General features: G+C 37.3%; 18 protein-coding genes. 5 read left to right on the top strand and 13 right to left on the bottom strand.

What is annotated here, in order from left to right; translation table 11 throughout:
- Positions 1 to 11: 11 nt before the first annotated feature.
- Entirely contained in the window at positions 12 to 2,054 is a 2,043-nt protein-coding gene (locus C4H12_RS04320; protein ID WP_106097841.1) for a M3 family metallopeptidase, read from the top strand.
- 127 nt (positions 2,055 to 2,181) lie between these two features.
- On the opposite strand, the gene folE is transcribed toward C4H12_RS04320, so the two are convergent.
- The 7 genes from folE to C4H12_RS04285 all read right to left on the bottom strand — a co-directional run bounded on the left by folE (position 2,182) and on the right by C4H12_RS04285 (position 10,557).
- Entirely contained in the window at positions 2,182 to 2,853 is a 672-nt protein-coding gene (folE, locus tag C4H12_RS04315) for a GTP cyclohydrolase I FolE (RefSeq protein ID WP_106097840.1), read from the bottom strand.
- A gap of 40 nt (positions 2,854 to 2,893) precedes the next feature.
- Positions 2,894 to 5,347: an endopeptidase La gene (gene lon / locus C4H12_RS04310; protein ID WP_106099423.1), complete on the bottom strand. Its 2,454-nt coding sequence runs from the start codon at positions 5,345 to 5,347 to the stop codon at positions 2,894 to 2,896.
- Between the two features lie 482 nt (positions 5,348 to 5,829).
- Positions 5,830 to 6,738, bottom strand: coding sequence for a cysteine synthase A (gene cysK, locus C4H12_RS04305; protein WP_106097839.1), 909 nt, complete (start codon positions 6,736 to 6,738; stop codon positions 5,830 to 5,832).
- Positions 6,739 to 6,758: 20 nt separating this feature from the next.
- Complete coding sequence (locus tag C4H12_RS04300) at positions 6,759 to 7,592, bottom strand: serine O-acetyltransferase (protein ID WP_371514484.1); 834 nt, start codon at positions 7,590 to 7,592, stop codon at positions 6,759 to 6,761.
- A 249-nt stretch (positions 7,593 to 7,841) separates the two neighbouring features.
- Positions 7,842 to 9,347, bottom strand: coding sequence for a glutamate--tRNA ligase (gene gltX, locus C4H12_RS04295; protein WP_106097838.1), 1,506 nt, complete (start codon positions 9,345 to 9,347; stop codon positions 7,842 to 7,844).
- A 7-nt stretch (positions 9,348 to 9,354) separates the two neighbouring features.
- A complete protein-coding gene (locus C4H12_RS04290; RefSeq protein ID WP_106097837.1) occupies positions 9,355 to 10,038 on the bottom strand; it encodes an aspartate kinase in 684 nt (227 codons plus the stop codon).
- Positions 10,039 to 10,197: 159 nt separating this feature from the next.
- Complete coding sequence (locus C4H12_RS04285) at positions 10,198 to 10,557, bottom strand: YraN family protein (protein ID WP_106097836.1); 360 nt, start codon at positions 10,555 to 10,557, stop codon at positions 10,198 to 10,200.
- A 402-nt stretch (positions 10,558 to 10,959) separates the two neighbouring features.
- Between C4H12_RS04285 and C4H12_RS04280 the strand changes: the two genes are divergently transcribed.
- Entirely contained in the window at positions 10,960 to 11,856 is an 897-nt protein-coding gene (locus C4H12_RS04280) for a DnaJ C-terminal domain-containing protein (protein ID WP_106097835.1), read from the top strand.
- 5 nt (positions 11,857 to 11,861) lie between these two features.
- Entirely contained in the window at positions 11,862 to 12,113 is a 252-nt protein-coding gene (locus C4H12_RS04275; RefSeq protein ID WP_106097834.1) for a chaperone modulator CbpM, read from the top strand.
- A 103-nt stretch (positions 12,114 to 12,216) separates the two neighbouring features.
- On the opposite strand, the gene C4H12_RS04270 is transcribed toward C4H12_RS04275, so the two are convergent.
- The 5 genes from C4H12_RS04270 to pncA all read right to left on the bottom strand — a co-directional run bounded on the left by C4H12_RS04270 (position 12,217) and on the right by pncA (position 16,955).
- On the bottom strand, positions 12,217 to 12,585 hold the full coding sequence (locus C4H12_RS04270; protein ID WP_106097833.1) for a DUF4293 domain-containing protein: 369 nt from the start codon (positions 12,583 to 12,585) through the stop codon (positions 12,217 to 12,219).
- 3 nt (positions 12,586 to 12,588) lie between these two features.
- On the bottom strand, positions 12,589 to 13,494 hold the full coding sequence (locus tag C4H12_RS04265) for a YitT family protein (protein ID WP_106097832.1): 906 nt from the start codon (positions 13,492 to 13,494) through the stop codon (positions 12,589 to 12,591).
- 120 nt (positions 13,495 to 13,614) lie between these two features.
- A complete protein-coding gene (locus tag C4H12_RS04260; protein WP_106097831.1) occupies positions 13,615 to 14,805 on the bottom strand; it encodes a pyridoxal phosphate-dependent aminotransferase in 1,191 nt (396 codons plus the stop codon).
- 15 nt (positions 14,806 to 14,820) lie between these two features.
- Positions 14,821 to 16,386, bottom strand: coding sequence for a peptidase M14 (locus tag C4H12_RS04255; RefSeq protein WP_254424807.1), 1,566 nt, complete (start codon positions 16,384 to 16,386; stop codon positions 14,821 to 14,823).
- Positions 16,387 to 16,415: 29 nt separating this feature from the next.
- Positions 16,416 to 16,955 carry a bifunctional nicotinamidase/pyrazinamidase gene (pncA, locus tag C4H12_RS04250; protein WP_106099421.1) on the bottom strand — a complete coding sequence of 180 codons (540 nt, stop codon included), beginning with the start codon at positions 16,953 to 16,955 and terminating at the stop codon, positions 16,416 to 16,418.
- Between the two features lie 237 nt (positions 16,956 to 17,192).
- Here pncA and C4H12_RS04245 point away from each other — a divergent pair, with 237 nt between their 5' ends.
- Entirely contained in the window at positions 17,193 to 17,834 is a 642-nt protein-coding gene (locus tag C4H12_RS04245; protein ID WP_106097829.1) for an O-methyltransferase, read from the top strand.
- 64 nt (positions 17,835 to 17,898) lie between these two features.
- Positions 17,899 to 18,771 carry an agmatinase gene (gene speB, locus C4H12_RS04240; RefSeq protein WP_106097828.1) on the top strand — a complete coding sequence of 291 codons (873 nt, stop codon included), beginning with the start codon at positions 17,899 to 17,901 and terminating at the stop codon, positions 18,769 to 18,771.
- On the opposite strand, the gene idi is transcribed toward speB, so the two are convergent.
- Complete coding sequence (idi, locus tag C4H12_RS04235) at positions 18,753 to 19,265, bottom strand: isopentenyl-diphosphate Delta-isomerase (protein ID WP_106097827.1); 513 nt, start codon at positions 19,263 to 19,265, stop codon at positions 18,753 to 18,755. The two genes, speB and idi, sit on opposite strands and share 19 nt — an antisense overlap.
- Positions 19,266 to 19,278: the final 13 nt, after the last annotated feature.

The following is a 19,278-nucleotide window of genomic DNA, read 5'->3' as shown; positions in this document are numbered from 1 at the left end:
ATCCATAAACTATGAAATTACCGATATTATCAGCTGTATTGCTTATAGCAATTAGCTGTAACACTTCAAAAGATAATGAAATGATAGATAATAGTGAACAAAACCCTTTGTTAGAAGTAAGTAAATTACCTTATGGTGCTCCTGATTTTTCAAAGATTAAGGATGAACATTATCGTCCTGCTTTGTTGAAAGATATGGCATTACAAAATGAGCGTATTAATGCAATAGTAGAAAATTCAGAAGATCCTACTTTTGAGAATACAATAGTAGCTTTAGAGAAGAGTGGGGTAGAGTTGGAACGTACTTCAGCAGTATATCATGCTCTTACTGAAGCTCATACAAATGATACCTTAAAACTACTACAAAAAGAGCTTTCACCTAAGTTTTCAGAACATATCGATGGTATTCACCTTAATGAAAAGCTGTTTGAACGTATTAAGAAATTATATAATAAGCGTGAAAGTTTGCATTTGGATCCTGAATCATTAAAACTATTGGAGAACTATTATGATGATTTTATAATAGCAGGAGCAAACCTCTCTGCAGCTGATAAAGAGATTTTAAAGCGATACAATAGTGAGTTAGCTTCATTAGAGACTAATTTTAACCAGACTCTTTTAGAGGGAACATTAGCAGCAGCACCAACTATTAATGGAGAGAAGGTGGCTATTGTGAATACTACTCAGCAGCCTATGCTTAGTAATTTAGCTGATCGTAATGCTCGTAAACAACTTTTTGAAGCTGCTTGGTATCGTACTGAAGGAAGTGATTATAATACCAATGATATTCTTACACGTATAGCATTACTTCGTGCTAAGAAATCAGAACTTTTAGGGTTTAAGAACTATGCTGAATGGAGCTTACAACGTACTATGGTTAAGAATCCAACTGCTATTTATCAGTTTTTCAAAGATTTGGTGCCTGCTTCAGTAGAAAAGGCTAAGGCTGAAGCTAAAGAAATACAAGCACAAATAGCTAAAACAGGAGGTAGTTTTGTTTTAGAACCTTATGATTGGAATTTCTATGCTGAACAAGTACGTAAAGCTAAATATGATCTTGATGAGAATAAAATCAAGCCTTATTTTGAGTTGAAGACTGTCTTAGAAAAAGGAGTGTTTTATGCAGCTACCAAACTTTATGGTATTACTTTTAAAGAGCGTAATGATATACCTGTATATCATCCTGATGTGCTAGTATATGAGCTTTTTGAAGAAGATGGTAGTCCGCTAGGGCTTTTCTATGGTGACTTCTATGCTCGTGAAAGCAAACGAGGAGGGGCATGGATGAGTAATTTTGTGAATCAATCTAAACTACTGGGTACAAAACCAGTTATTTATAATGTATGTAATTATGTGAAAACAGCCCAAGGAAAGCCTACTTTCCTTACCTATGATGAGGTTACTACTCTTTTCCATGAGTTTGGTCATGCTCTGCACGGTTTCTTTGCTAATCAGCAGTATGCTAGTTTATCAGGTACAGCTGTAGCACGTGATTTTGTAGAGTTACCTTCACAGTTCAATGAATATTGGGCTCTATATCCTGATATATTAAAGAATTATGCTATACATTATGAAACTAAGCAGCTCATACCTCAAACTCTTATTGATAAAATAAAAAAAGCAAGTACCTTCAATGAGGGCTATGCTTTCACTGAGGTATTAGCAGCAGCTAATTTAGATCTTCAGTGGCATACTATCCCTTCTGATACACTTATAACCAATGTAAGTGATTTTGAAAAAACAGCCCTACAAAAGACAGGTTTATGGATGAAAGAGGTACCTCCACGTTATCGTTCTTCTTATTTTGTACATATTTTTGGAGGAGGCTATGGAGCAGGCTATTATTCTTACCAATGGACAGAAATGCTTTGCCACGATGCCTACCAATGGTTTGAAGAAAATGGTGGACTTACTCGTGCCAATGGGCAGCGTTTCCGAGAGCTTATCCTATCTAAAGGTAACACTATGGATTATGAGCAGATGTATCTTAATTTTAGAGGTAAAGCTCCTTCTATAGAATCTTTATTGAAAGCAAGAGGTTTAAAATACGAATAAAAAGTATAAAGGCTTCTCCTTAAAAACTTTAGAGAAAGGGGCTGAAATCTTTTATAGATTCAGCCCTAACTTTATATCTTATTTTAAAGTTTACTTAGTAAAGTAACCAAGAAATCTCTATTACAAATTAATGAAACCTTGTTTCTAACTTGATATATTCCAAAAACTCCTTTCTTACTTCAGGATCTTTAAATTTTCCGCCAAATTCAGCAGTAACAGTACTACTGTCAATATCCTCAATGCCGCGTGAGTTTACACATAGGTGTTTTGCATCAATAATACAAGCTACATCTTCAGTGCCAAGAGCACGTTGCATCTCTTGTACTATTTGCATAGTTAAGCGCTCTTGTACTTGAGGGCGTTTAGCATAATATTCTACAATACGGTTCATTTTTGATAAACCTAATACCTTACCATTAGATATATATCCCACATGAGCACGTCCTACAATGGGTAGCAAGTGATGCTCGCAGGTAGAGTATACCACTATATTTTTTTCTACCAGCATTTCACCATAACGGTATGAATTATTAAAGGTAGACATTGAAGGTTTACGTTCAGGTGATAAACCTCCAAAAATCTCTTTTACAAACATTTTTGCTACACGTTTAGGAGTTCCTTTTAGGCTGTCATCAGTTAAATCCATACCCAAAGTGTGGAGTATAGCACGTACATGTTGTTCAATATCAGCTATTTTTTCAGCATCACTCATTATAAAAGCATCTGCTCTTAGAGGTGTTATTGCCGAAGTAGCAATATGGTTTTCACCTAATATATCGTCTTCTTGATTTTTATTCATCTTATTTTAATCTTTATTGAGGGGGCAAAGGTACGAATTATTACTCAAAAGATAAAACTTTTTTGTATTTAGCGTCTTCATTTGTAATAGCTAAGCGTATTACTTCCTCCATATCAGTCACATAGTGAAAGGTTAATCCTTTAAGATAATCTTGCTTAATTTCCAAAATATCCTTTTCATTATCCTTACACAATATATATTCTTTAATACCAGCTCGTTTTCCTGCCAATATTTTTTCTTTAAGCCCTCCTACAGGTAATACTTTGCCACGTAAGGTAATTTCCCCTGTCATAGCCAAGTGTTTTTTTACACGCTTTTGAGTGAATATCGACATTAATGAGGTGAGCATAGCTATTCCTGCACTAGGTCCATCTTTAGGGGTAGCCCCTTCAGGCACATGTATATGCACATCGTAGTTGTCAAATAGCTTATTATTAAGATTGTAGCGCTCAGCATTAGCTTTTAAGTATTCCCATGCTATGGTAGCCGATTCTTTCATAACCTGCCCCAAATTACCTGTAATATTTAGTGTTCCTTTTCCTTTAGATAAAGCCGACTCTATAAAAAGTATATCACCTCCTACACTTGTCCAAGCCAAACCCGTAACTACACCTGCTACTTCATTATTTTCATATTTATCTCGTTCTAAGCGGGCAGGACCTAATATTTTCTCTATAGTCTCTATGTTTAGTTTAGGGTCATACTCTTCTTCAGTAGCTAAGTTTTTAGCCCCGTAACGCACTATTTTTGCTATTTGCTTTTCCAATGAACGCACTCCCGACTCACGTGTATATCCCTCTACTACACGCTCTATCTCCTTCTTACCAAGTTGAATATCTGCTGATTTCATTCCATGCTCTTTCAGCTGTTTAGGTATCAAATGGCGTTTGGCTATTTCTGTTTTTTCTTCAATAGTATAGCCCGAAACATTAATAATCTCCATACGGTCAAGCAAAGCTGGCTGTATAGTCGATAGGTCATTAGCTGTAGCAATAAACATCACTTTTGATAGGTCATATCCCATCTCTAAAAAGTTGTCATAAAACTCTTTATTCTGTTCTGGGTCAAGCACCTCAAGCATAGCTGCCGAAGGGTCTCCTTGGTAACTGTTATTACCTAATTTATCTATTTCATCTAGCACAAATACAGGGTTAGAAGTCTTTACTTTCTTCAGCTGTTGCAATATACGTCCAGGCATTGCACCTATATAGGTCTTTCGGTGTCCTCGTATCTCCGCCTCATCGTGTAATCCTCCAAGCGACATTCGTACGTATTCTCTATTTAACGCTTTAGCTATCGAACGCCCCAAAGATGTCTTACCAACCCCTGGAGGACCATAAAAACACAATATAGGCGATTTCATATCATTGCGCAATTTCAATACCGCCAAATACTCAATAATACGACGTTTTACCTCTTCCAACCCATAATGCTCCTTATCTAAAATCTTTTGAGCCCTTTTCAGGTCAAAATTATCTTTAGAATATTCATTCCAAGGCAGCTCCAATAGCACATCTAAGTAATTCCGTTGGATACCATAATCAGGACTATTAGGATTCGTACGTTGCAGTTTATTTAGTTCTTTTTCAAAGAGTTCCTTTATTTTCTTATCCCATTTTTTCTTCTTAGCTCGCTCCTTAAGCTGCTCTATTTCTTGCTCGTATGATACTCCTCCCAATTCTTCTTGAATAGTACGCATCTGCTGATGCAAAAAGTATTCTCGTTGCTGTTTATCAATATCAATACGAGTTTTAGACTGAACTTCATTGCGTAAAGTAAGCCTTTGCAAGTCTATATTCAGATATTTCAAGATAGAAGTAGCTCTTTCTTTCAGTTCATCAATCTCCAATACAGCTTGCTTCTCAAGCACAGTAGCATTCATATTTGATGCAATGAAATTGATAAGGAACGAAGTGCTTTCTATATTCTTAATAGCAAAAGCTGCTTCCGATGGTATATTAGGATTAGCTTGTATAATCTTGATAGCCAAGTCTTTTACCTCTTCAATAGTAGCCTCAAAAACCTTATCATTAGGCTCTGGCTTCACATCCGATACCTCTCTGATAGCCGCTCTCAAGTAAGGCTTTTCTTCAACAATACCCTCTATAAGAAAACGCTTTTTACCCTGAATAATAACAGTTACACTACCATCAGGCATTTTCAGCACTCTCAATATCGTAGCCACAGTACCCAGCCTATACACATCTTTCCCTTCAGGCACTTCAGTATCCTCATTCAGCTGTGCTACAACTCCAATAGTACGAGTTGTTTCATACGCATCATTAATTAAACGGATAGAAGCATCTCTTCCTGCCGAAATAGGAACAATCACCCCAGGAAAAAGAACCGTATTTTTCAAAGGTAAAATAGGCAACACTTGTGGCGTTTCCTCACGAGCTATCTCCTGCTCATCTTCATCAGTAAGTAGCGGAATAAAATCAGTATTATCGTCTATATGTTCAGCCATAAGGCTGTCAAAATTTCCTATTGTCATTTCCATATGCTTGAAATATGTCATTTTGTCAGTAGTAACCTTGTCTGTCTCCAGAAAAACTTACAAGGCAATACTACCCATCTTTTGTTATCTTATTGAATTATAATGATTTACTAAGTATTGTATTACCAATACCCTTATATACTGCAATACCTGTGCCATAATAAAATGAAAAAGCCGCTTAGCATCAGCCAAGCAGCTTTAATCATTAATAGCTCAATCACACGAAATGCTCCTTTATCTCTATACACAAATAAACTCTATTGAAACCACCTTTCAGTCTTCTTATAGGCTGAACGAACGAATAACGAAGGATAAACGAAGGATAGTCAGTAGGCTGTAGCTGCTGGGTATCTCTCAAAATATAGTTAGCCACCCAAGTATGTCTCAAAAGTATAAATCTATCCAATATAACATTTTCTATTTTCGCCTGAAAAACAGAAAACTCCCCAACTCCAATTTCGTGCTTTTGCTTTAAATTATTAATAAAGATCTTCTACCGACCAGTATCTCTCTCCTGTGTCGTAATTCACAGTCAAAATACGGGCTTTAGGGTCTCTCCCCAACACCTTAGCTACAGCAGCCAACGATGCCCCTGTCGAAATTCCTCCTAAAATACCCTCCTCTCTGGCCAATCTACGAGCATAATCAAAAGCTTCATCTTTGCTTATTAAAAGTATCTCATCAATTAGCTTAACATTGTAGTTCGTAGGCACAAAACCAGCCCCTATCCCTTGCAAAGGGTGCGGACCTGCTTTACCTCCACTAAGTACTGGCGATAGCTCTGGTTCTACAGCTATTGTTTTAAGGTTAGGAAAATGTTGTTTCAATATTTTTGAAATTCCAGATATGTGTCCTCCAGTACCTACTCCTGTTACAAAATAGTCAAACCCTTCAGGGAACGATTTTAAAATCTCCAAAGCAGTAGTGCGTTCGTGTACAGCAGGGTTAGCAGGGTTCTCAAACTGCTGTGGCACCCAGTAATTAGCCTTACCTTCAGCAATTTCAAGCGCTTTAGCTATAGCACCACCAGTACCTTTTTCTTTAGGCGTAAGCACTACTTCTGCCCCATAAGCAGCTACCAGTTTCCTGCGCTCAATACTCATCGATTCTGGCATAACTACAATTAGCTTATAGCCTTTCACAGCCGCCACCAATGCCAATCCCACTCCTGTATTGCCCGAGGTAGGCTCCACTATCACCGTGTCTTTGTTTAAGATACCTTTATTTTCAGCATCCTCAATCATTGCAAGTGCAATACGGTCTTTAATACTACCACCCGGATTCAAGCGCTCCAGTTTGATAAATACGTTGGCATCTTTGCCAAACAATCTGTTAATTTTCACCTCGGGCGTATTCCCGATTACTTCTAGAACATTTTTGTACGACATATAATTAATTAATTTAGTTACTAAATCACAAAATTGATAGGCTCTTCATACATCATATTATCTTTCACTATTATCTGGCTTTTATGAAAAACCTTTGTAAAAGGCTCAATACTATTAGTAAGCCACACATTTCCTCCAATAATACTATCGTGTCCTATCACAGTTTCACCACCCAGTATAGTAGCCCCCGAGTATATAACCACATTATCCTCAATAGTAGGGTGTCGCTTAGTATGCGCTTTATCTACCGAAACTGATAAAGCTCCCAGCGTAACCCCCTGATATAATTTCACATAGTCACCTATCACAGTAGTTTCACCTATTACTATTCCAGTGCCGTGGTCAATCATAAACGGTACACCAATCCTTGCCCCTGGGTGTATATCAATTCCAGTTTTACTATGGGCATATTCAGTCAGTATACGGGGTAGGAGGGGGATACCTCGTTCCCATAGCTCGTGAGCAATGCGGTATACCATTATAGCAAAAAAACCAGGGTAAGTACTTTGCACCTCACGTAATGAAGCCGCAGCAGGGTCGCTATCAATAATATACTGTGCATCTTGCTTTAATTTATTGTAGATAGCTGGCAAAATGCAATCGTAATAACTACCTACTTCTTGTTTCTTTTTCTCTTCCGATAAAAAATCAGCTACTATATTAGTGAAATCATATCGCAATTCCTCATATTGGGCTTCTATATTAGCTTTTGATAAGCAAGTTCGTTTGTCTATCAAAAAAAAGAACTGAAAAAGCTCTTCTACAAAGCTTGTAATTCGCTTTTTACCAATATGATGCTTTACCTCTTTACTCTCTTGATAAAGTTCCTCTATCAATAATTTTGCACAATCCATAATAATAATATAAAAAAATGCCCCCACTAACTTTTTATAAAGCAGTGGGGGCAGTTGTTATTCTCTTCCTATAAATATATACTTTTTAAGAAATAACAAGCCTTGCACTGCTTGTGCCAAGCGTGCAACACATCATCATCATTATTTCAAAAGTATATTGTCTCATTAGTTGTTTATTCTATTTTCACGATGCAAAGGTAAGAATATTTTTCTAATTACCAAATAAAAAGAAAAATATTTTTTGTTTTTTTATATTTTGGAAGAAAGAAGCGTGTTTAATCTTTGTAGAGTTTCTTCTTTTCCTATCACCTCAATAATGTCAAATACATGCGGACCTTTTAGCTCTCCTACTAAGGCCAATCGCAAAGGAGGCATTACCTGTCCAAATCCCAACGATTTAGCTTCCATATATCTCTTTACAGCCTCTTCCAATGTTGCAGCAGTAAAATCAGTAGTATTAGCAATTACATCAGCTATCTCTTTCACAATAGTAGGTGTTTGTTCCTTCCATTGTTTCTTAATAGCTTTCTCATCGTATTGGGCAGGCGCTTCAAAAAAGAACTTACTTAACTCCCAAAAATCACTCACAAAAGTAGCTCTTTCTTTCATTAGTCCTACTACTTTCTCTACAGTTGCTGCTGGCACATTAACACCTCTCTCTATAAGCTCTTTCCTGAAAGGCTCTGCCAATACAGTATTAGGCTTCATCTGCAAATACTGATGGTTAAACCACTTTATCTTTTCAGGGTCAAACCTAGCTCCTGCCTTATGTACCTTTTCTAGGTCAAATAACTCGATAAGTTGCTCCATACTGAAAATTTCCTCATCAGTACCTGGGTTCCATCCTAGCAAAGCTAAAAAGTTAATAAGGGCTTCAGGAAAATACCCCTCACCACTAAAGCCTTTTAAAGTCTCACCATTCTCTGTCCAATCCATAGGAAATACAGGGAAACCTAACTTAATACCGTCTCTCTTGCTCAGTTTGCCATTGCCCACAGGTTTTAGTATCAGCGGCAAATGTGCAAAAGCAGGCGCTTGCCAACCAAAAGCACGATATAGTAATAAGTGTAATGCCATTGAGGGTAACCATTCTTCACCTCGTATCACGTGTGTGATTTCCATAAGGTGGTCATCTACTATATTAGCCAAGTGATAAGTAGGCATTCCATCACTTTTGAATAATACCTTATCATCAAGGGTACTAGTATCAATAGTAACCTCACCTCTAATCATATCATTCATTTTAAGCACTTCAGTATGAGGCATTTTAAATCTAATTACATACTCATCACCACGTGTTAGTCGTGCTTTCACTTCCTCTTCCGAAAGTGATAATGAATTCTGCAATCCATCACGTGTAGCCCAATTATATATAAAAGTCTCTCCTTTAGCCTCTGCCTCAGCACGTGCTGCATCAAGAGCTTCAGCACTATCAAAAGCATAATACGCCCAGCCATTACCAATAAGCTCATCAGCATATTGGCGATACAAAGGCTTGCGTTCACTCTGGCGGTAAGGGGCGTGTTTGCCTCCTTCTATACCTACTCCTTCATCATAAGTAAGTCCCAACCAGTTTAATGAGTTAATAATATACTGCTCAGCACCTTCCACATACCTGTTTTGGTCAGTATCCTCTATTCTAAGCAAAAACTCTCCTTTGTGTTTCTTAGCAAATAAATAATTAAATAACGCAGTACGTACACCTCCTATGTGTAGTGCCCCTGTCGGACTTGGGGCAAATCTAACTCTTACCATCTTTATATTATAATATTTTTAAATCCTTAATAACTTTGAATGCTATATTCACCTGTGTCTCAGGCATCACTATTGTAAATTCATTTGTAGTCGAAATCACTTCATTCAGTGTAACTCCCTCCCACGCCAAACGCTGAAATATAAAATAATAAATACCAGGAACCGATACGTTTTCTTCAGGTAGCTTTACACTTATCGCTCCCAATTTATCAAATTTGTACAAATTACGTTCCTTCTTAAAAATACTCTCTACCAAAGGCTCCTTATGGCTGCTAATAATCAAATTTGTCTCATTAACTCCACGTGTAGTAGCATAAAATACATCTTTGCTATTCTGTAACTTCTGCAGTAACTCCGCTTGGCAATTCATCAGCGTTTCCGATACTAAAAAAGTATAATCCGTAAGGTCTCCCCGAACAGTAATCTCCCCTATATTCTTCAGTATCTTAACAATCTTATGTGTTGACCTAAATTCCATATCTGCCGACAATCGTTTCAGAGCCATTACAATAGCCCCATTACGCACCTCCCTATCCTCGCGCTGTTCATTACTCAAAACATTAGCTTCTATCAAATCCTTCCGGATAATACGCGCTAGCGAAGTTAAGTTAATAATCCCTTCAGAAAGAGCTGTCTGCAAAAAGGGTTTGCTCTTAATATAATGCTCCACGGCGGCTGCTATAGTCTTCATTTCTGCAAAATTTATAAAACAGGCACAAAGGTACTAAAAATAATTTATCTAAGCACAAAAACCATAATTTTTTAACATTTCCTATGAATAGCAAACAAATTAATTTCGTCCCTCTTTCTAAACCAAAACACCAAAACAATCTACAAGATTACGCAAAAATTAAAACGGATAAAAAGCATCTTCAATATAGTTTATCGTGAACTCCACATTGTTTTTCACAATCGAAACAATATCAAACTGCACCTCCCTATCCAAATCCATCTTCTCAACATAAAAGTTAGCAGCCTTCACCAAAAGTTCCACCTTCTGCTTATTCACAAACGATTCAGGTTCTCCATAGGCACTACTCGTACGAGTCTTAACCTCCACTATATGCACCACCTCATCTTTCAGCGTAATTACATCAATTTCAGCATGTCCAAACCTAAAATTGCGCTCCAAGATAGTATGACCTTCCCCCAAAAGAAAATTCACAGCATCTTCCTCACCCTCTTTTCCAAAATCGTTATGTACAGCCATGATACCATTTTTTAAAAACAGCTACAAAAGTACAAAATAATTTACAAATAACAATAAACAATTAAAATACATCCATTCCAAGCCTATCCAAAGCCATATCTATATCAAAGTACCAAAAAACTTAATTACACATACCTTCTACTTCCAATAAAAAATCAGTGTGATATTACAGTAAGATCAATTTAGCCTGAACGAACGAATAACGAAGGATAAACGAACTATAAACGAAGGATAGTTGGCGAGCTCCCCCAGCTAAGTAGGTAGCGAAGAATACACTCTATTTAGGTACAAAATTATACTTTCTCCCTTCTAATGTCTGAAAGCTAACGCCCAAAAACTAACAAAAAAAAATTTGTTATTTTATAATTGTTTTGTACCTTTGTACTCACAAAATTCACAGAAATGATAGATTACTATAAAACATTAGGCATAAATAAAGATGCTACCCCCGACGACATCAAAAAAGCCTACCGCAAGTTGGCGCGCAAATATCACCCCGATATGAACCCCAACGACAAAACAGCTGAACAAAAGTTTAAAGAAATCAACGAAGCCAACGAAGTACTCTCAAACCCCGAAAACCGAGCTAAATACGATAAATACGGCGAACATTGGCAATACGGCGAACAGTACGAACAAGCCCAACAACAAAACCAATACTCAGGCTTCCAAGACTTCAATAACTTTAATAACGGCAACTTCTCCGAGCAAGATTACTCCGATTTCTTTAAAGATATGTTTGGCGGACGCGCTTCAGGCTTCGGTCGTGGCTATGGCAGCGCAGCAGGAAAGTTTAAAGGACAAGACATCTACGCCGAATTATCTCTGCCCTTGCGCGAAGTAGCCACAGCACAACAACGCACCTTTAACGTAAATGGTAATAACATACGCATTACCGTCCCCGCAGGCGCCTATGAAGGATTGCAAATCAAGCTCAAAGGCTACGGACACCAAGGTCACAACGGCGGCCCTCACGGCGATTTATACATTACCTTCCATATCCAGCCCGACGCCACCTTCCAGCGCACCGATAATGATTTGCACACCACCGTACATATCAGCCTCTATACCGCTATGCTCGGCGGCGAAGTGCAAATAGACACCCTTAGCGGTAAAGTTAAAATGAAAGTAGCCCCCGAAACCCAAAACGGCACTATCGTACGCCTCAAAGGCAAAGGACTACCAGCATACAAGCAAGAAAACCTCCACGGCGATTTATTTGTAACCTATCAGGTTGATTTGCCTAAAAACCTTACCCCTAAACAAAAAGAATTATTTGAACAGCTTAAAAATTCGTAAAAACTATGGAAGAAAGAATTTCAAAAGAAGATATTATCCGCCTCTATAACATCGAAATCACATTCTTCGATGATTTAGCCTCCAGCGGACTTATACAAACTGAGGTAATTAACAACACTACCTACCTCCATTATGATCAGCTCTCAGCCTTTGAGCGCTTTACCAATTGGCATTATGACCTTGATGTTAATATGGCAGGACTAGAAATTATTCATCGCCTATTACAACAAATCCAAGAACTCAAAACACAACTTTAAGCTCAATTACTCCTTACACAAACCTCAAATATTAGAAATAAAAAAATCCTAAGCACTACTGCTTAGGATTTTTTTAACGCACAACACTACTAAGATTATAGGCTTATCGCAATCGGTCAGCTGATTTTACAAGCTTCTCGTCCCGCTTTATGGCTTTATTAGCCGAAAACAAAAAAACGATAGATAACACGGGTACGAAAACCCCAACACCTTTCTCAGAAAGGAAACCTTCTCCAGATGTAGTTAGCATTCGATATACAAATATTCCTAGTAAAGTAAAATTTATAGCTATGTTCAGCCAATTTAACCACATCTGAACATTTCTTGCTTTATATCTAAATATAGCGTAAATAGCCAGCACTGCCGAAGCACATAAAAGAGCCATTCTAAGCCAATCTAAGTTAATAATTACTGCCAAAATAGCCACTATAGCAGCACCTGCCATATACACAGTTTGTATTCTTTGAATCATATTTTATTTTAATTTGTCAAAACCATTACCATATACACCCATTACGTTGGTTTTTGTTACAAACGCAGCTGGGTCAATACTGCGTACCAAGCGGAAAATTGAAGTAGCTTCATTTCTGCGAGCAATAACAATCACTATCTTTTGTGATGATTTTGAGTACCATCCCAAACCATCAATGATAGTACAACCTCTCTTTAATTCACTATTAATATGGTTGGCAATCTCATCATAGTTTTTAGAGAAAATAAACAACTGTACCGATTGTCGTGCACCATTAATTACTATCTCTACCATTTGCCACATTAGTGGTAATAATATAAGTCCATAAATAGTTTTCTCTAAAGTATCATCTTTATGTTCTAAAATAAAGAATGATGATAGTACAATACACACATCCACTACTAATAAGATTCTTGCAATGCTAATGCTCCAATATTTAGTAATTACAAAACCTATAATATCAGTACCACCAGTACTACCATTAGCTGAATATACTAGTCCTAAACCAGTACCACAAAGCAATCCTCCCATTATAACATTTAAAAAATCATCTCTCAAAGGAGGGTGCTCAATAAAGTAAGGCATAAGGTACTCTTTCCCTGCCCATATTAGTGTTGATAAGATAGAAATCGAGATAAGAGTACGGTAAGTAAATTGCCTACTCATTGCTTTAAAGCCTAATACTAAAAGGCAGAAGTTTATAATCCAATAAGTGATAGCTAAATTTGCTCCTAATTTATAGTTCAAAATTAGACAGATACCTGCCAAGCCTCCTGTTACTATCTCATTAGGCATTATAAATCCGGTAATACCTACCGCATAAGAGATAAGCCCCAACACTATAATGAGGTAATCTTTTATGTAAAAAGATTTTAAATATTTAATAGTTTTGCTGTCGGATATTGACATAGTTACAATAATTTTTGTGAATGATTAATATTAATTTTGTTTCTTTTTTTGACGGCGCAAAGGTAATGCTTTTCAGTAAATTACCAAATAAAAAAGGTATTTTTTTGTAAAATCTTTTCCCTATTGCAAACTTTCTTTAATCCTCCTGATAGCTTCCCTTAATTCTTTTTCACTTGCTGCATACGAAATACGAATACAGTTACCATCACCAAAAGCCTCACCAGTAACTGTTGCTACTTGTGCTTTTTCTAGCAAATATAAAGAAAAATCCGAAGCATTGTTTATAGTATGTCCTCTTAAAGTTTTACCAAAAAATGCTGATACATTTGGGAATACATAAAAAGCTCCTTCAGGCACATTCAATTGTAAGCCATCAATCTCTCCTAATAATTGCAATACCAAATCTCTACGTTTTTTAAACTCGTCTATCATATATTGTATTTCACTTTTAGGAGCTTTTAAGGCAGCAATAGCAGCACGTTGTGCTATAGCATTAGTGCCGCTAGTCATTTGTCCTTGTACTTTATTACAAGCTTTGGCTATCCATTCAGGGGCTGCCAAATAACCAATACGCCAACCAGTCATAGCAAAAGCTTTTGAAAGCCCATTGATAGTGATCGTACGTTCATACATCCCTTCTATGGCAGCAAAACTACAATAAGATTCATTTGTGAAATTAATATATTCATATATTTCATCTGATAAAATAAAAATATTAGGGTGTTTTTTAAGTACTTCGGCAAGGGCTTCTAGCTCCTGCTTACTGTATACTGAACCACTTGGGTTATTAGGTGAGTTAAACCACACCATCTTTGTTTTGGAGGTAATAGCAGCTTCCAGTTGGGCTGGAGTCATTTTAAAGTCATTTTCGATGGTAGCCAATACTTCTACAGGTACACCGCCCGCCAATTTAGCTATTTCTTTATAACTCACCCAGTAGGGAGCAGGGAAAATTACTTCATCACCAGGGTTTATCATTGCCAAAGCTGCATTTGCCAAACATTGTTTAGCCCCTGTTGATACTACTATTTGTGACGGTTTATAGGTAAGTCCATTATCACGTTGCAACTTCTGGCATACAGCTTCTCTCAGGTCCAAATATCCTTCTACAGGTGTGTATTTGCTGTAGTTTTGGTCTATGGCTGCTTTAGCAGCTTCTTTAATAAAGTCTGGGATATTAAAATCAGGCTCACCTAAGCTGAGTCCAATAATATCTTTACCCTCAGCTTTTAGTTCACGTGTTTTTGCCGCCATAGCAAGGGTAGCTGATGCTTCCATAGCGTTAATACGCTCTGATAAATAGTTTTTCATATTGATTTAAATATTTTATTTTATTCTGTAAATAGGGTATGAGAACAAAAGTCGCGCATCTTCCTCTTTATACTCTTCTTTTAACTCATCTATAAGTCGTTGCTGAATAATAATATCAAAAAAGTTCCAGTTAAAAAATGAATCTGGGGCTTGGGGTTCTAAAGTCTGTAATAAGTATTGCTTAGCTGGTTGTGCTATTTTTATAATATAATCACCTTTCAAAAAGTGCTTCTTTACCTCGAAAACGGCTACTTTAGTGTCATAATGTAAGTAATGTCCTTCAAACGGAATAGCAACTGTTTTAAAGCTATCTATTCCATAGCTACTTACAGTCATTGTAGTATCCTTATCTAAGGTAGTCATTTCTACATTATTAGCTTTTAGTCTATCTATTACTTTGTCCCATATTTGTGGTACTATATAGCTCTCAGGAACACTCACTTTATCAGCAACTTTTAACTTATTATAGTAAGTTCTTTGTTTTACAATAGGCTTATTATGATCTAAGTGCACAATCTCAGTAATGGTATCTATTTCAAAAGTATGAAGATCAACGGTTGTTTGTTGGGTCGAATCTATTTCCCAACGTATAGGGTATTCTTTTAGAGAGGTTAAAGCCTCTGCTTGCTTTATTTTTAGCTGTTTAATATAAGCATTATTGGCATTAGCTACCTCTACTATAGCTTTCATCATCTCATAATTAGCCTCCACCAACTGTTTATAAGGCTTTTGATGATAAGAATGTGTATTTATACGTATAGCCATACAATTCCACAAGCTAGCATAACCTACAGTACTCCTCGGCGTATCGGTAGTAGGTATTAGTAAAGGTCGCCAAAAGGGTTTGGGCAGGCTATCATTCTTAAATTGTTCTTGTCGTTTTAAAAGAGTATCGGTTACGCGTGGTATCAGCACCTCATCAATATATCCTCCCAAAAAACTTCCTTGCTGTTCTTTCTGTAATGTGCTATAGGTTAGTGAATGTGCAAAATCCTTTTCTTTTTTGCTTGTAAACCCATTTTCAATAAAAATATCGGGTTGTACTTCCTGAAATATCTTAACAAATGAAAAAGTATTCTCTACATCACCCTTTATCAAGTCGCTGTTTAGGTCGTAATCAGCTTCACTGTAGTTTCTTGCTCTAAGCTTTCCACTTATGTTATATACAGGTATTGTTACTACTATTACATTATCAGGCACTCTAATTTTTTTCTGTGCCAAATTTCTAAACAATACCATCGTAGCATCTACCCCCTCAATACCAAGTCCATCCGTAGCGTTATTAATAAGAATAATAGTTCTATCCTTCCGGTATTTAGCAAGGTTAAACTCTGCATCCGGACTGTAAATTACCAAGTGTAGAGGCTTGCCACTATCGGTTTTGCCCATTGTTTTGAATGAAATAGAGGCAAACTCTTTTGCCAAATCCTTGTAGTAATCAATCACCTCCTCATATTCCGAACTTTTCTCTCCATCCGATTTTTCAAATGGTGTCCTGAAAATATTATCAGCTGTCGAAAAGAATGGAGTTTCACATCCCACCATCACTACAATCAATAAAGCGTATATAAAGTATTTCATTTTCATTATTAATTCTTATATGCCAATTATTAATTGTTAATTGATTTGATACCTTTTTCAAACAAACTTACTTTATATCCCAGTTCTCTCGCATCATTAGCACTATAAGATACACAAAAATCACCTGCCAAACCACAAAACACAAGCTCTTTTACACCTCTATCTTGTAAAAATCCATGCAATCCAGTGTTCCCTTGCTTATTATTATCAAAAAAAGCACTGTAACTATCCACTTCAGGATTCATACCTTTTCTAAAAATGGCCGATATAGGTCGAATATCCAAATCTTTGTGCAACTCAGCACCAAAAGTACCCTGTACACAATGGTCAGTCCATAGTATTTGGTCAATGCCATTAAGTTTAATCACTTCAAAAGGCTTTTTACCACAATGATTGCTAGCAAAACTCTTATGATTAGCAGGATGCCAATCCTGTGTAGCCACAATAAGGTCATAACCATTTCTCATTTCAGCATTGATAAACGGAATAATAACATCACCCTCAGGTACTGGTAACGCCCCTGTAGGCATAAAATCATTTTGTACATCTACAATCACAAGTGCTTTCATAATATCTTTTCTTATCAAAATTATCAAATAGAAAAACTCAATCCTCTCCCTTCCTTCTCCCAAAGCTTTTTAAAATCAGCTTAATACTATCCCCAACCTACAAGCAAGGATGAACGAACGAATAACGAAGGATAAACGAAGGATAGCTGTAAACTTTCACACCCATCCTAAATCCTGCCGCAAAAATACAGCTTTTTTCAATATTATTACTATCTTTGCCGCAAAAATATTTTAAATATGCATTTTTTATCTATTGATTTAGAAGAATACGCTAATCAACATACTGATAATGAGCCTCTTTTGTTGCAAGAACTCACCCGCCGCACCCACCTATCAGTACTCCAACCACGTATGCTTAGCGGGCACTTGCAAGGGCGATTTTTAAGCCTCCTCTCTAAATTAGTACGCCCCAAAACAATCTTAGAAATAGGCACCTATACCGGCTATGCAACCCTCTGTTTAGCCGAAGGTTTAGCCCCCAACGGCACCCTTCACACTATTGATGTAAAAGAAGAACTTATCGATTTGCAAACCGAGTTTTTTAACCGCAGCGGTTACGGTAGCCAAATAGTACAACATCTGGGCAAAGCAGCCGATATTATCCCCACCCTATCATCAACTTTTGATCTTGTTTTTATCGATGCCGATAAACAAAACTATGCCCTTTATTTCGATTTAGTGATCCAAAAAATGAACCCAGGAGGCATCATCCTTTCCGATAATGTACTCTGGAGCGGCAAGGTAGCAGAAGAGGTAAAACCATCCGACAAGCACACCCAAGCCCTAATGGCATACAACCAAAAAATAAAAGACGACCCCCGTGTGGAGACCGTCCTACTACCCATACGCGATGGCATTACCGTATGTCGCGTAAAATAAAATAATTCATTTTCAGAAAAATAATGTATATTTGCACCCTATTTTATAAACAAAGTCAAAAACAATGAAAAGAACGTATGCAGGCATTCCCGAAGAGAATGCTACTCTTGAAAACTCAAAAGTAACCTTAGTAACCGTACCTTACGACGGAACTTCCACTTGGGGTAAAGGAGCCGATAAAGGACCTGAACTCTTCTTAGACGCTTCCGAAAATATGGAACTTTACGACATCGAAACCGATACCGAGCCTTACCTCAATGGAGTATATTTAGCAGGTGAAGTAACCGAAAATAGTTCGCCTGAGGCAATGACCGAAGCAGTTTACCAAACCACTAAAGAACTACTCAAACACGAAGATAAACTCTTTACCCTTTTTGGAGGTGAGCACTCTGTATCCATAGGCTCCATTCGTGCAGTAGGAGAGAAGTATGAAAAGCTAACCGTATTGCAATTAGATGCCCATACCGATTTGCGTCCAGAATTTCACGGCTCTACCTCCAATCACGCTTGTGCTGTTTTTGAGGCAAACCAAAAACACAAACTAGTACAAGTAGGGATACGCTCAATGGATGCCGAAGAAAAACAATACCTCCCCAAAGGACGTGTATTCTTCGCTCACGAGATAGCCAAAGCTAAAGAAAAGAAATGGATTAACGATGTGCTAGACAAAGTATCGGGTAACGTATACATCACTATTGATTTGGATGCCTTTGATCCTGCCATAGCACCCTCAACAGGTACCCCCGAGCCAGGAGGATTACAATGGTATCCCACCCTTAAGCTATTGCGCAAAGTATTTAAGAAGTGTAATGTAGTAGCCTTTGATATAGTAGAATTAATGGATAGCCCCCAAGCAAAACCAACGGCTTTCTTGGCAGCTAAGTTATATTATAAAATGTTAGCTTACTACTTTAAATATCAGAAGAAGAAGGCGTAAAACCTATCAAATATGATTTTAAACCATTCGGTATAGCGGTGCGGATGTGCCGCTATATCTTTTTTTATATTTTCAGGAAGCTCCCAACACCAATCACCTACTTCATCAGGATTGATATTGGGGGCTTCGTTATAATAGCCAATAAGAATATGGTCGAGCTCGTGTTCAGTAAGTCCGTTATCAAAAGGAGCTTTGTAGATGAAGGTTTGCACATCGGTAAGATCAGTTACAAAGCCCATTTCTTCTTGCAAGCGGCGTTTGCCTGCCTCCACAGTAGTTTCGCCCTCTCTGGGGTGACTGCAGCAGGTATTGGTCCATAAATTAGGTGAATGGTACTTTCCGGCAGCACGTTGTTGCAGCATAAGTTCTCCTTTATCATTTAGTATAAATACTGAGAATGCCCTATGTAGCACAGCCTTTTGGTGTGCTTCTAATTTGCCCATAAGCCCTATAGGGTTATCCTGTTCATCAACTAATATTACTTGCTCTTCCATAGTTTTAGGTAAG

The sequence above is a fragment of the Capnocytophaga sp. oral taxon 878 genome, assembly GCF_002999135.1.
Taxonomy (GTDB): Bacteria; Bacteroidota; Bacteroidia; order Flavobacteriales; family Flavobacteriaceae; genus Capnocytophaga.
This window is presented reverse-complemented; position numbering and strand designations above follow the sequence as displayed.